Source organism: Actinomycetospora sp. TBRC 11914, assembly GCF_012933465.1.
Classification (GTDB): Bacteria; Actinomycetota; Actinomycetes; order Mycobacteriales; family Pseudonocardiaceae; genus Actinomycetospora.
Genome location: NZ_JABBND010000017.1, coordinates 55,586 through 67,043, shown reverse-complemented (window position 1 = coordinate 67,043; position 11,458 = coordinate 55,586). Strand labels below are relative to the sequence as shown.

The 11,458-nt window shown below is 77.0% G+C and carries 10 protein-coding genes; 6 read left to right on the top strand and 4 right to left on the bottom strand.

The genetic code is table 11. The features are described from left to right. The first annotated feature begins 15 nt into the window (after positions 1 to 15). Positions 16 to 873 (top strand): xanthine dehydrogenase family protein subunit M, encoded by an 858-nt coding sequence (locus tag HH311_RS23085; RefSeq protein WP_169186039.1) that lies wholly within the window; start codon positions 16 to 18, stop codon positions 871 to 873. Next, entirely contained in the window at positions 870 to 2,063 is a 1,194-nt protein-coding gene (locus HH311_RS23080) for a 2Fe-2S iron-sulfur cluster-binding protein (protein WP_169186038.1), read from the top strand. Before HH311_RS23085 ends, HH311_RS23080 begins: the two co-directional genes overlap by 4 nt. 43 nt (positions 2,064 to 2,106) lie before the next feature. Here HH311_RS23080 and HH311_RS23075 read toward each other — a convergent pair whose 3' ends face one another. Then, positions 2,107 to 3,465 carry an FAD-binding oxidoreductase gene (locus HH311_RS23075; RefSeq protein WP_169186037.1) on the bottom strand — a complete coding sequence of 453 codons (1,359 nt, stop codon included), beginning with the start codon at positions 3,463 to 3,465 and terminating at the stop codon, positions 2,107 to 2,109. 78 nt (positions 3,466 to 3,543) lie between these two features. After that, the gene (locus HH311_RS23070) at positions 3,544 to 3,957 is read right to left on the bottom strand and encodes a RidA family protein (protein ID WP_169186036.1); all 414 of its coding nucleotides are present in this window, start codon (positions 3,955 to 3,957) and stop codon (positions 3,544 to 3,546) included. A 123-nt stretch (positions 3,958 to 4,080) separates the two neighbouring features. Here HH311_RS23070 and HH311_RS23065 point away from each other — a divergent pair, with 123 nt between their 5' ends. Then, positions 4,081 to 5,202, top strand: a complete 1,122-nt coding sequence (locus HH311_RS23065) for a response regulator transcription factor (RefSeq protein WP_248292958.1) — start codon at positions 4,081 to 4,083, stop codon at positions 5,200 to 5,202. On the opposite strand, the gene HH311_RS23060 is transcribed toward HH311_RS23065, so the two are convergent. Beyond that, entirely contained in the window at positions 5,186 to 6,592 is a 1,407-nt protein-coding gene (locus HH311_RS23060; RefSeq protein ID WP_169186034.1) for a biotin/lipoyl-binding protein, read from the bottom strand. The two genes, HH311_RS23065 and HH311_RS23060, sit on opposite strands and share 17 nt — an antisense overlap. Before the next feature lie 423 nt (positions 6,593 to 7,015). Next, positions 7,016 to 7,747, bottom strand: coding sequence for a DUF5134 domain-containing protein (locus HH311_RS23055; RefSeq protein ID WP_169186033.1), 732 nt, complete (start codon positions 7,745 to 7,747; stop codon positions 7,016 to 7,018). A 225-nt stretch (positions 7,748 to 7,972) separates the two neighbouring features. Here HH311_RS23055 and HH311_RS23050 point away from each other — a divergent pair, with 225 nt between their 5' ends. Genes HH311_RS23050 through HH311_RS23040 form a run of 3 tightly spaced genes read left to right on the top strand, consistent with a single transcriptional unit; the run spans position 7,973 to position 11,338 of the window. Then, on the top strand, positions 7,973 to 8,533 hold the full coding sequence (locus tag HH311_RS23050) for a sigma-70 family RNA polymerase sigma factor (protein WP_169186032.1): 561 nt from the start codon (positions 7,973 to 7,975) through the stop codon (positions 8,531 to 8,533). Beyond that, a complete protein-coding gene (locus HH311_RS23045) occupies positions 8,523 to 9,356 on the top strand; it encodes a zf-HC2 domain-containing protein (RefSeq protein WP_169186031.1) in 834 nt (277 codons plus the stop codon). Before HH311_RS23050 ends, HH311_RS23045 begins: the two co-directional genes overlap by 11 nt. Then, a complete protein-coding gene (locus tag HH311_RS23040) occupies positions 9,353 to 11,338 on the top strand; it encodes a cytochrome c oxidase assembly protein (RefSeq protein ID WP_169186030.1) in 1,986 nt (661 codons plus the stop codon). The genes HH311_RS23045 and HH311_RS23040 overlap by 4 nt, the downstream gene beginning before the upstream one ends. Positions 11,339 to 11,458: the final 120 nt, after the last annotated feature.

Here is an 11,458-nt window from a genome sequence, read left to right as displayed (position 1 = left end):
GCTGGAGTCGATCCGATGAAGGCCGCGCCCTTCGCCTACCACCGCCCCGCCAGCGTCGCCGAGGCGGTGGACACGCTGGCCACCGGCGACGCCAAGGTGCTCGCCGGCGGCCAGTCCCTGGTCCCCGTGCTCGCGATGCGGCTGGGCCGCCCGGGCACGCTCGTCGACATCACCGCGCTGTCCGAGCTCGGGCGCCTCGAACGCCGCGGCGACGAGCTGTGCCTGGGCGCCGCGGTGCGCCAGCGCCGCGTCGAGCGCGACCCGCTCACGGCCGCCGTCCCGCTGATCGGGCGCGCGATGCCCTTCGTCGGGCACCGCGAGCTGCGCAGCCGCGGCACGGTCTGCGGGAGCCTCGCCCACGCCGACCCCGCGGCCGAGCTGCCCGCCGTCGCCGCGTGCCTCGGCGCGGTCGTCGAGGTCACCGGCCCGCACGGGGACCGGGAGGTGCCCGCCGCGTCGTTCGTCACGGGCGCGATGACGACGGCCGTGTCCCCCGACGAGCTCGTCACCGGCGTGCGGTTCCCGACGGCGGGTCCGGGTGAGGGCTTCGGGTTCGCCGAGATCGCCCGCCGGCACGGCGACTTCGCGCTGGCCGGGGTGGCGGTGCGGGTGCGGGCCTCGTCGTCGGGGGCACTGCGGGACGCGACGCTGGCCGCGTTCGGCGTCTCCGACCGGCCCGTCGTCCGCGACGTCACCGACCTGCTGGCGGACGCGACCACCGAGGCCGAGCTCCGGCCGGCCACCGCGGCGCTGGCCGCCGAGGTGGTCGACACCGCCGGCGACGCCCACGGCTCCACCGCCTACCGCGCCCGCCTGCTCGGCGTGCTCGCCGCCCGCGAGCTCGCCCGCGCCCACCGGGAGGCCCTCGCATGACCCACATCGCCGCCGACGCCACCGCCGAGCTCACCCTCACCGTCAACGGCCGGGAGACCACCCTCGCCGTCGCACCCCGCACGACCCTCTCCGACGTGCTGCGCGACCGGCTCGGCCTCACCGGGACGCACGTCGGGTGCGAGCACGGGGTGTGCGGGATGTGCACGGTGCTCGTCGACGGCGAGGCCGCCCGGGCCTGCCTGCTCTTCGCGGTGCAGTGCGAGGGCGCGGAGATCACGACGGTGGAGGGTCTCGGCAGCGCGGGCGACCAGCACCCGCTGCAGCGGGCGTTCTCGCACCACCACGCCCTGCAGTGCGGGTTCTGCACGCCCGGGATGCTGATGTCGTCGTACGACCTGCTCGCCGGCGGCACCTACGACGAGGCCACGCTCGCCGAGGACATGTCCGGCGTGCTCTGCCGCTGCACCGGCTACCGCGGGATCCTCGCGGCCGTCGCCGACGTCGCGGTGGCCCACCCCGAGGGCGTCCCGGCGCCGCGTGCCGCGGTCCCCGCGGCCCTCGTCGGGCGGTCCGGGTCCGCGAGCGCCGCGGCACCGGCGTCCGGGCACGACGAGGACGCCGCCGGCGCTCCCGCCGAGATCACGGTCCCGTCCGGTCCGCCGACGGTGACCGTCGAGGTCGAGGAGGCGCTGGCGTCGCCCGTCGAGGACGTCTGGGCGGTGCTCGCCGACTTCGAACGCCTCGCCGCCTGCCTGCCCGGCGCCGAGATGACCGCCGACCTCGGCGGCGGCCGCTACCGCGGGGCGGCGAAGGTCGCCCTCGGGCCGGTGTCGCTGGCCTTCGACGGGCTCGCCCACGTCGTCGAGCACGACCCCGCCGCGCACGTCATGCGGGTGCTGGCCCAGGGCGCCGACCGGGGTGGGTCGAGCACCCACGCCGTCATCCGTCTCGCCGCGGACGGCCGGGAGGACGGCGGCACGACGCTGCGCGCGGGCGCCGACGTGCACCTCTCCGGCCGCGTCGCGCAGTTCGGCCGGGCGCTGGCCGGCGACGTGTCCCGGCGGCTGTTCGAGCAGTTCGCGGCCTCGGTCGACGAGGCGGCCCGCACCGGCGAGGCCCCGGCGCCGCGGTCGGGCCCGAGCCCGGTCCGGCTGGTGCTGGCCGCGCTCCGGGCCCGCCTGCGGGCGGTCCTGCGGCGACGCCGCGACGCACGAACGGCCGGTTCGTGACCATCGATGGTCACGAACCGGCCGGTCGTGCGTGCCGCGGGGGTCAGACCAACCGGATCCCGGACCGGCGGAACACGCCCTCCGGGTCGTACCGGCGCGCGACCTCCAGCAGCCGCGCGAACACCGCGTCGTCCCACAGCGGGCCGAGGACGCCGCCGTGGTCGGCGCCGCGGAAGTTGGGCAGGGCGCCCACCGCCCACGGCGCGAGCGCGTCGACCACGCCCTTCGCGACCGCGGGCGCGACCCCGGCCACCGGCGGGAACATCGGCGCCAGCGAGTAGAGCGCGAACGCCGCGCCCCGCCCGGCGACCGAGTCGGGCCCGCCGCGGCCCCGGTCGATCGCGCCGCCGAGGGCGCGGAGCTCCGCCATGATCAGCGGGGTCTCGACGCCGGGTCCGGCCACCGCGAGGAGCGCTTCCAGAGCGGCGTCGGGGAGGTCGGAGAGCAGCGCGGAGCCGTCCCACACCGGCATCGGGTCGGTGGGGTCGGAGTGCACCGCGTCCAGCCCGGCAGCCGGCATCTCGGCGACGAGGTCGGCGATCGGCTCGGCGAGCGACCGCACCGGGGCGAGCATCGCCGCGCCCTCCTCCGCCGAGGCCGTCGTCGTGAACCGCAGGTGCACGACGAAGCGGCCCTGCAGCGGGGGCGGCAGCGACGGGTCCGGGGGCAGGCGCAGCAGCGCGATCGAGCTGGAGGCCTCGTCGGGCAGCGTCGTCACCCAGTCCCGCCAGGCGGGCAGGATCTCCCGTGCGGCCTCGCCGGGGAAGAACACGCCGCCCGCGTACAACCGGGTCACCGGGACGAGCCCGACCTCGAGCTCGGTGACGACCCCGAACCCGGCCTTGCCGCCGCGCAGCGCGGCGAAGAGCTCGGGGTCGCGGTCGGCGTCGACGTCGCGCTCGACGCCGTCGGCGGTGACGATCCGGACCCGGCGCAGGTGGTCGGACCCGACGCCGAACTCCCGGGAGAGCGGACCGTGCCCGCCGCCGAGCAGGAAGCCCGCGACGCCGACCCCGGACGACGAGCCGCAGATCGGCATGAGGCCGTGCGGCGCGGCGGCCGCGATGACCTGCTTCCAGGTGGCACCGCCCCCGACGACGGCCGTGGCGGTCGCGGGATCGACGCGCACCGTGTCGAGGTGGCGGGTGGAGACGAGCAGCGAGCCGGCGAGGTCGTCGACCAGCCCGTGGCCGGTGGCCTGGACGGTGACCGCCAGGCCCTCGGCGGCCGCCCGGCGGACCGCGGCGACGACGTCGTCGGGACTGCGGGCCTCCACGACCAGGGCCGGGCGTGGGGTGACGGTGGTGTTGAAGGCGGCGACGGCGGCCTCGTACCCGGGGTCAGCGGGCGAAAGGGTCGCGGGGGAGTCGATCCCGGCGGAGGTGGACGGGGCGACGGACATGGCGGGTCTCCTTGCGGGTGGGGGTGGCGGGGGAGTGCGGACGGCTCCCGGGCGGGAGCTCCCGCACGGGAGCGGGGCTCATCGGCCGGCGGTGGCGTCGATCTCGACGGCCATGCCGGGGATCGCGAGGCGGCGGACCTCGACGAGCGTCGCCGGCGGGGTGGCGCCGAGGGCGGCGAGCCGCTCGACGAGCGAGCCGTAGGCGCCGAGGGCGGCGTCCATGTCGGTGACGTAGATCGTCAGCCGCAGCACGTCGCGCAGGTCCATGCCGCCGCGGGCGAGGAGGTCCTCGACGTTGGCGACGGCGAGGGCCATCTGGGCGGCGACGTCGCCGGCGTGCAGGAAGGCGCCGTCGGCGTCGATCGGTCCCTGGCCTGCCACGGTGAGTAGCTGGCTCGGGGCGGGGCGGAGCTGGGCCTGGTCGTAGTGGAAGCCGAGGTTCCACGTGGTCGGGTTGATGCGGACCGGGGCGTTGACTTCGGTGTTCGTCATGGGGGAGAAGCCTGCGCGCCCCGACGCCGGCGGCCCATCCCAGCGATCTGGGGACTCCGTGCCCCAGATTTCTGGGGGTACCCGATCAGAGCAGGGTGATCTACTCTGCGTCACATGGGGGGAATGACCGCCGATCGCGTCCGCGCACAGCTCGACGGGCTCGCGGGCGCGGGGCTCGACTGGCGGACCTTCGGGAACACCGCTCTCGAGGTGCTCCGCCAGGGCATGCCGTTCGCGTCGGCGTGCCTCGCGACGATGGACCCGGCCACCCACATCGTCACCTCGACGGTGAAGACCGGGGCCCTCGACGACGATCACGACGCCGAGTGGGCCTTCCACGAGTACGTCGCCGACGACCTCTACGACTTCCGCTCGCTCACCGCCGCGGGGACCCGCGTGGTCGGCCTGGCGACGACGACCAGCGGGGACGTCGGCCGCTCCCGCCGCTACACCGAGCTGTTCGCGCCCGTCTGGGACTACACCGACGAGCTGCGCGCGACGCTGCGGATCGACGACGCGACCTGGGGCGGCCTGGCCCTCTTCCACGACGGGACGCGGACGTTCACCGCCGCCGAGCAGGAGTTCGTGGCGTCGGTGGCGCCCGCCTTCGCCCGGGGCCTGCGCGCCGGCATCGTCACCGGGATGGCCACGCAGGGCGAGGCGCTCGGCCCGAGCGGACCGGCTGTGCTCGTCGTCGGGACCGACGGGGAGCTGCGGCAGGCCAACGCCGGGGCGGCCGCCCGCCTGGCCGCCCTCGGCTGCGACCGGCTCGACGCGGGCCCGCTGCCCCACGTCGTCGACTGCCTCGTCGCGGCCGCGCGGCGCAGCGCGACGACGCCGGGCTCGGTCAACCCGCGGGCCCGGCTGCGCGCCCAGGACGGCCGGTGGGTCGTCGCGGACGCGTCCCTGCTCGTCGACGCCTCGGGCACCGGGCGCGACGTCGTCGTGACCATCGACGACGCCCGTCCCCCGGAGATCGTGCCGCTGGTGGTGTCGGCCTACGGGCTGACCGGGCGGGAGCGCGACGTCGTCGGGCTGGTGCTCCAGGGCGTCGACACCGCCGACATCGCGCGTTCGCTGCACCTGTCCGCCTACACCGTGCAGGACCACCTCAAGCAGGTGTTCGCGAAGGTCGGCGTGCGCAGCCGGCGCGAACTCATCGCGCGGATCGTCAACGACTTCTACGCCCCGCGGGTCGACAGCACCTCGCTCGCGCCGTCGGGGTGGTTCACCCCGACGCCCTGACCACGACCTGCTGCCCCTCGGCGAGGCCGCTCGTGATCTGGGTGCGGTCGGGCCCGGCCAGACCCGTCGTCACCGGGGTCGGCACCTGCCGGCCGTCCGGGGTCACGACGGTGACCGTGGTCGCGCCGCCCTGCCGGTGCAGCGCGGAGTTCGGGACGCTGATCGTCGGGCCGGAGGCGGCCGTGATCACCGTGGCGCGGGCCGATTGCCCGTCGTGGAGGCGGGGATCGTCGGGCAGCCCGACCGTCACGTAGTACTCCATGCTGCCGGAGATCGCAGTCCCCGACGGCGCGACCGCGAGCACGGTGCCGTCGAGCGTCCCGTCCGGCACGGCGTCCAGGGAGACCTCGACGTGCTGCTGCGGCGCGATCTTCTCGGCGTCGATCTCCTGGAAGGGCACGACGACCGCGTACTGCGTGAGGTTCTGCAGCACCAGGAACTGGGTGCCGCCGGGCCGTGTCGGCGAGGCACCCCCCGCGGCCGCGGCGGCGCCGGCTCCCGCCGCGCCCGCGGCCTGGGCGGCCCCGGGGATGGCGGCGTCGGTGCCCGGCGCGACGGGGGTGGTGGCGGCGCTGGGCGCGATGAACTCCCCGACGACGCCGTTGAGGGCGGTGACGGTGGCGTCGGCCGGGGCCCGCAGGGTGGTGTTCGCCAGGTTCTGCTGGGCGGTGGCGACCTGCGCCCGGGCGCCGTCGACGGCGGCCCGTGCCGCGGCGAGGTCGTCGGGCCGCGCCGCGCTCGCCGAGTCGAGGCCGTTCTGCGCGGTGACCTGCCCCTGGCGGGCGTTGGCGATCTGGACCTGGCCGGCCGCGGCGTCGGCCTGGCGCTTCGCGCGGGCCTGGGCGACCGACTGCTGGGTGGCGGCACCGGTCGCGGCGCCCACCGCGCCCGTGGCGGCGCCCGTCGCGGCGGAGGCGGCACCCATCGCACCCGACGCCGCGCCGGCCACCGTCCCGACGACCGTTCCGCCACCGGTCGCAGCGTCCCCGTCGCCGGTGCTGCCGGCACCCGCGCCGCCGGCCCCGGCCTGTCCGGCGGCGGCGATCGCGGCGTCGTCGGCGGCGAGGGTCGCGTCGACCTGCCGCTGGGTCGCCGAGACGACCGAGGCCGCCGCGTCGACCGAGTTCTGGGCGCCCTGCACGGAGGTGCTGTCCGCGACCTTGTCGTACTGCGCCTGCTGGCCGGCGAGCTGGGCGCGCGCCTGCTGGAGCGCGTGACGGGCCGCGGCATCGTCGATCGTCGCGAGCACCTCGCCGGCCGTCACCCGGTCGCCCACCTTCACCCGCACCGAGGTCAGCTGCCCGCCGGTGGGGAAGCCGAGGTTGGTCGAGCCGACGGAGGAGACGGAGCCCGTCGAGTCCACCCCGGTGCTGACCGACGTCCGATCCACGCGCACGGTCTGCGGGGGCGGCGGGGCGGCCGAGCCGCACGCTCCGACACTCAGAGCAACCACGAGAGCTGATGCCGCCACCAGCATCGTGCTGATGGAGCAACGCGATCGAACCGGGTCGAGCCGGGTGCGCATGGGTTCTCCGTCCGGGTCGCGGTGAGGCGTCGGCTCCGGCGAATTCTGCGATCCACCTGCACCGACGCGGTTCACGACGAGGGCCCCGACGGCGCCGCCAGCGGCTCCGACCCACGACCCGGGACACACAACCACAGCACGCAGCGTTGGTGGCGGGGACCGCCATCAATACGCACGGTGAGAGTTACCCGCCAGGTTCTCCCGAATGGCCCAACGAGGTGGCCTTCGGCCTCGTGAGCAGAAAGTGCCGCTATACCGACATTTTCTGCTCACGAGGCCGGAGGCCACCTACAGGAGACAGAGCATCACGGCCATCGCCAGGCTCATCCCCGCCTGGCCGATGAGCTGCACCGGGCCGTGCGCGAGCACGGACACGGCCCGCGGGAGGGCGGGCGCCTCGGCCACGGCGGCACCACCCGCAGTGCCCGCCGGGGTCCCGACGGCGAGGGTGGCCGGCTCGGGCGCCTGCGCCGCGCGGGTTCGGCGGGCGACCACGACGACGGTCGCCACCGCGTGGGCCACCAGGTAGAGGGCGAGCATCGCCGCGAGCACGAGCAGCCCGACCGGCGGCGCGCCGTGCGTCGCGTGCTCCGTCATGTCCATGCCGGGCATCGCCATCTCCGGCGTCGCCGACGAAGCCGGGGCCGCCGGCGCCATCGCGAGGTACATCACGACCATCGACGCGTCGACGAGCGCCAGGTGCGTCGGGTGGGCGGTGCAGCGGTCGACGCCGATCGCCGAGCCCAGCGCCTCGCCGCGCCGCCGGGCGACGACGAGCACGGCCAACCACCCGGCCCCCGCCGCCGCGAACACCGCCGCGCCGAGCGCGGCCGGCACCAGACCCGCCGTCACCGGCGTCGCCATGAGCACCATCGCCACGCCCATGACGACGTGGTTCGCCTCGGCGGCGGCGATGCGGCGCCCGCGGCGCGGCCCGTGCGCGGCCAGGGAGACCGCGCACAGCAGCGTCGTGAGCACGAAGACGGTCGCCACCGTCATGCCGAACCAGCCGTCGACCATGCGCCGGGCCTCCAGGGGACGTCGGGGGAGCTCGGGGCCTCGGAGAGACCGTACGAGCACCGGGCCGCGGATCGGGAGCCCCGAGGGCGTTCTCTCATCTTCCGCACCCGGGCGGACACGCGCGGCCACCGCCCGACCCCGCCGTCGTGCACCGCCGCGGAGAACGGGGACACTGGTCCACGACAGACCGTCGTACCGGACGGCGGAGCGGAGGATCGGCAGGCGATGGACGACGCCGTCATCACCGCCGCGGCGCTGGCCGCCCGCGACGGTGACCGGGCGGCCGCGGCACGGTTCGTGGAGCTCACCCAGCAGCAGGTGTGGCGCCTGCTCGCCCACCTCGCCGACCGCGGGTCGGCCGCCGACCTGGCCCAGGAGACCTACGAGCGGGCCTTCGGCGCCCTGCGCCGCTACCGGGCCGAGTCGCCGGCGCGCACCTGGCTGCTGGCCATCGCCCGCCACGTCGCCGCCGACCACCTCCGGCGGCGCGCCCGGCGGCCCGTGGCTCCCGCCCCGGTCGCCGACGCCGACGAACCGGTCGGCGTCGTGCGGTCCGGCGACGTGGCCGAGGGCATCGCGCTGCGCCTCGCCGTGGACGCGCTGACCGCCGACCGCCGCGAGGCCTTCGTGCTCACCCAGCTGCTCGGGCTCGGCTACGCCGAGGCGGCCGAGGTACTGGGCTGCCCGGTCGGCACCATCCGCTCGCGGGTCGCCCGCGCCCGGGCCGACCTGGTGGACGCCCTCGAGCAGCCCTCGGCGGGAGAGGCGGCGACCCGTGAACCCTGACCGCCCCCGCCGGGTCGTGCCCCTCGCCGGGAACCGGCGTGGCCTCCCGGACGACCTGACCGGCATGGGTCTCCTGGACTGTGCCGCCTGCCGTGAGGAGCTCTCGGCCGAGCTCGACGGCGAGGGCGACCCGGCGCTGCGGTACGCCGTCGCGGCCCACCTGACGGGCTGCCCGGCCTGCACCCACTGGCGCGAACAGGCCGCCGTCGTCACCCGGCTCACGCGGACCGGCCCCGCCGAGGCGGGCCCCGACCTCGTCGCGCGGGTGCTCCCGGCCGCGCCCCGGCCTTCCCGACGGCGGGCGGCGGCGCGGCTGGCGCTCGCCGCGGTCGGCGTCGTCCAGATCCTGCTGGGGGTGGCGGCGCTCGTCGGGCTCATCGGCCACGGCGACGGCTCGGCCATGCTCGGCGGCGCCGACATGGCGCACATGGGCCACGAGACCGCGGCCTGGAACCTGGCACTCGGCGCGGCCTTCCTGGCGGGCGCCTGGTGGACCCGCCACCTCGCGGGCCTGCTCCCCGTGCTCGGGGTGTTCATCGTCGCGCTGGCCGTCCTGAGCGGCCTCGACCTCGCCGCGGGCCGGGTCGAGCCCGACCGGGTGGCGAGCCACGGGGTGCTGCTCGTCGGGTTCGTGCTCGCCGTCGCGGTCGCCCGCGGCCGCGCGCGCCACGACCCGGGTCCGGCGCCGCGCGCGGTGCGGACCCCCGACGACGCCGTCGTCGTCGACACGCCCCCGGCCGAGACCGGGAGGCCGGTGCCCCCGCGGCGGAACGGTCTCGGGCCGGTGGCCCGCGAGCGCCGGCGGGGCCGGGAGGTGGCGTGAGCACCACCGCTCCCCCGCTCGACCGCGCGCCCGCGCCCGACCCGGCACCCCCGCGCGCCGCCCTGCGCGTCGTCGTCGCGCTCGCCGCGACGGCGCTCGCCGTGGTCGCCGTCGTCCTCACCGTCGGCGCCTGGGGCGAGGCGCCCTACCGCGCCCTCGGCGTCAGCGCCCCCGCGACGGCGCTGCGGGTGGCCCTACCGCTGGTCCGGGCCGTCGTCGTCCTCGCGGCGGGCCTGACGCTCGGGAGCCTCGTCGCGGCCGTCGGCGTGCTCCCCTCCCGCACCGGGGCCCGCGCCCTGTCGGCCGACGGCTACGCCGCGGTGCGCCGCGCCGGCACCGCCGCCGCGCTCTGGGCACTGGCCGCCTCGGTCACGGTGCCGCTCACGGTCGTCGTCGGGACCGGCGGTGACGCGCGGGTCCTCGGGACCCCCGAAGCCTTCCTCGCCTCGGTCGGCGCCCTCGAGGAGCCCGCGGGCTTCCTCGTCGCCGCGGTGGCCGCCGGCGTCGTCGCGGTGATGTGCCGGGTCACGTTCTCCTGGCGGACCGCGGTGGGCGCGCTGGTCCCCGCCCTGCTCGCCGTCGTCGCACCCGTCGCCACCGGCCACGTCGCGAGCGTCGGCGCGGGCCACGACATCGCCACCGACGCGGCGGTCCTCACCGCCGTCGCGCTGGCCGCCTGGTTCGGGACCACCGTCGCGCTCGACCGCCACCGCGCCCGGCGTCGTCCCGACGGCGAGGTCGTCGCGCGCCGGACCCGGGACGTCGCCCGCGTCGCCGCGCCGGCGGCGTTCGCCGGCCTCGTCGTCGTGGACCTGTACCTGGTCCGCGGCGGGTGGACGACGCTCTACGGCCTGGTCGCGGGCGCCACGCTCGTGCTGGTCGTCGCGGCCGCGCTGCCGCTGGTGCTCCCGCGGCTGCCCGTGGGGTGGACGGTGACGGCGCTGGGGCTCGCGGCGGTCACGACGGGGCTGGCCGCGAGCGGGCTGCCCCCGGGGCTGCTGCGCCCGGCGTCCGCGCAGGAGACGCTGCTCGGGTTCGACCTGCCGGGTCCGCCGACCGTGCTCGGACTGCTCGGGCCGGGACGGGTGAACGTGCTGGCCGACGTGGTGTGCGTGGCGCTCGCCGGGCTCTACGTCGCGGGGGTGCTGCGGCTGCGCCGGCGCGGCGACACCTGGCCGCCGGGACGGACCGTCGCCTGGCTCGCCGGCTGCGCCCTGGCCGCGTGGACGACGACGAGCGGGCTCGGCGAGTACGCGATGGCGATGTTCAGCGTGCACATGGGCAGCCACATGCTGCTCTCGATGCTGGTGCCGATCCTGCTCGTGCTCGGCGGGCCGGTGACGCTCGCGCTGCGCGCGGTGCCGCCGGCGCCCGCCGGCGAGGACGGGTCGGCGCTCGACGGGCCCCGCGCCTGGCTGCTCTCGCTGCTCGGCTCGCCGGTGTCGCGGTTCCTGACCCACCCCGTCGTCGCGCTCGTGCTCTTCGTCGGCTCCTTCTACGCGCTGTACCTCTCGCCGCTCTACGGCGCGGCGCTGCCCTACCACTGGGCCCACCAGCTGATGAACCTGCACTTCGTGGTGACCGGCTACCTGTTCTTCTGGCTGGTCATCGGGGTGGACCGGGCCCCGCGGACGCTGCCGCACGTCGCGCGGCTCGCGCTGCTGCTCGCCTCGATGCCCTTCCACGCGTTCTTCGGCGTGGCCATCTTCGGGGCGGACACCGTGATCGGGCAGCGATTCTTCGGCGACCTCGCGCTGCCGTGGGTGCCCGACCTCCTGGCGGACCAGAGCCTCGGCGGCGGCCTCGCGTGGGCGGCCGGCGAGGTCCCGCTGCTCGCCGTGGTGATCGCGCTGCTCGTGCAGTGGTCGCGCCACGACGACCGGGAGGGCACGCGGCACGACCGCCACGCCGACCGGGACGGCGACGGCGAGCTCGCCGCCTACAACGCGATGCTCGCCGACCTCGCCCGTCGTCGGCACTGATTCGTCCGTTCGGCCGCGCGGGACCGCCCGGCAGATCCGCTGGGCGCCGCGCGCCGACCGCACCCCGCAGGACACGCCCCCGGCCGGCGCGCCGGGTCGTTGGTCCCGACGAGGCATCCG

What these genes read in the sequence shown, in the direction of transcription:
- HH311_RS23085 (WP_169186039.1), top strand. Translation starts at nt 16, where the DNA reads ATGAAGGCCGCGCCCTTCGCCTACCACCGCCCCGCCAGCGTCGCCGAG.
- HH311_RS23080 (WP_169186038.1), top strand. Translation starts at nt 870, where the DNA reads ATGACCCACATCGCCGCCGACGCCACCGCCGAGCTCACCCTCACCGTC.
- HH311_RS23075 (WP_169186037.1), bottom strand. Translation starts at nt 3,465, where the DNA reads ATGTCCGTCGCCCCGTCCACCTCCGCCGGGATCGACTCCCCCGCGACC.
- HH311_RS23070 (WP_169186036.1), bottom strand. Translation starts at nt 3,957, where the DNA reads ATGACGAACACCGAAGTCAACGCCCCGGTCCGCATCAACCCGACCACG.
- HH311_RS23065 (WP_248292958.1), top strand. Translation starts at nt 4,081, where the DNA reads ATGACCGCCGATCGCGTCCGCGCACAGCTCGACGGGCTCGCGGGCGCG.
- HH311_RS23055 (WP_169186033.1), bottom strand. Translation starts at nt 7,747, where the DNA reads ATGGTCGACGGCTGGTTCGGCATGACGGTGGCGACCGTCTTCGTGCTC.
- HH311_RS23050 (WP_169186032.1), top strand. Translation starts at nt 7,973, where the DNA reads ATGGACGACGCCGTCATCACCGCCGCGGCGCTGGCCGCCCGCGACGGT.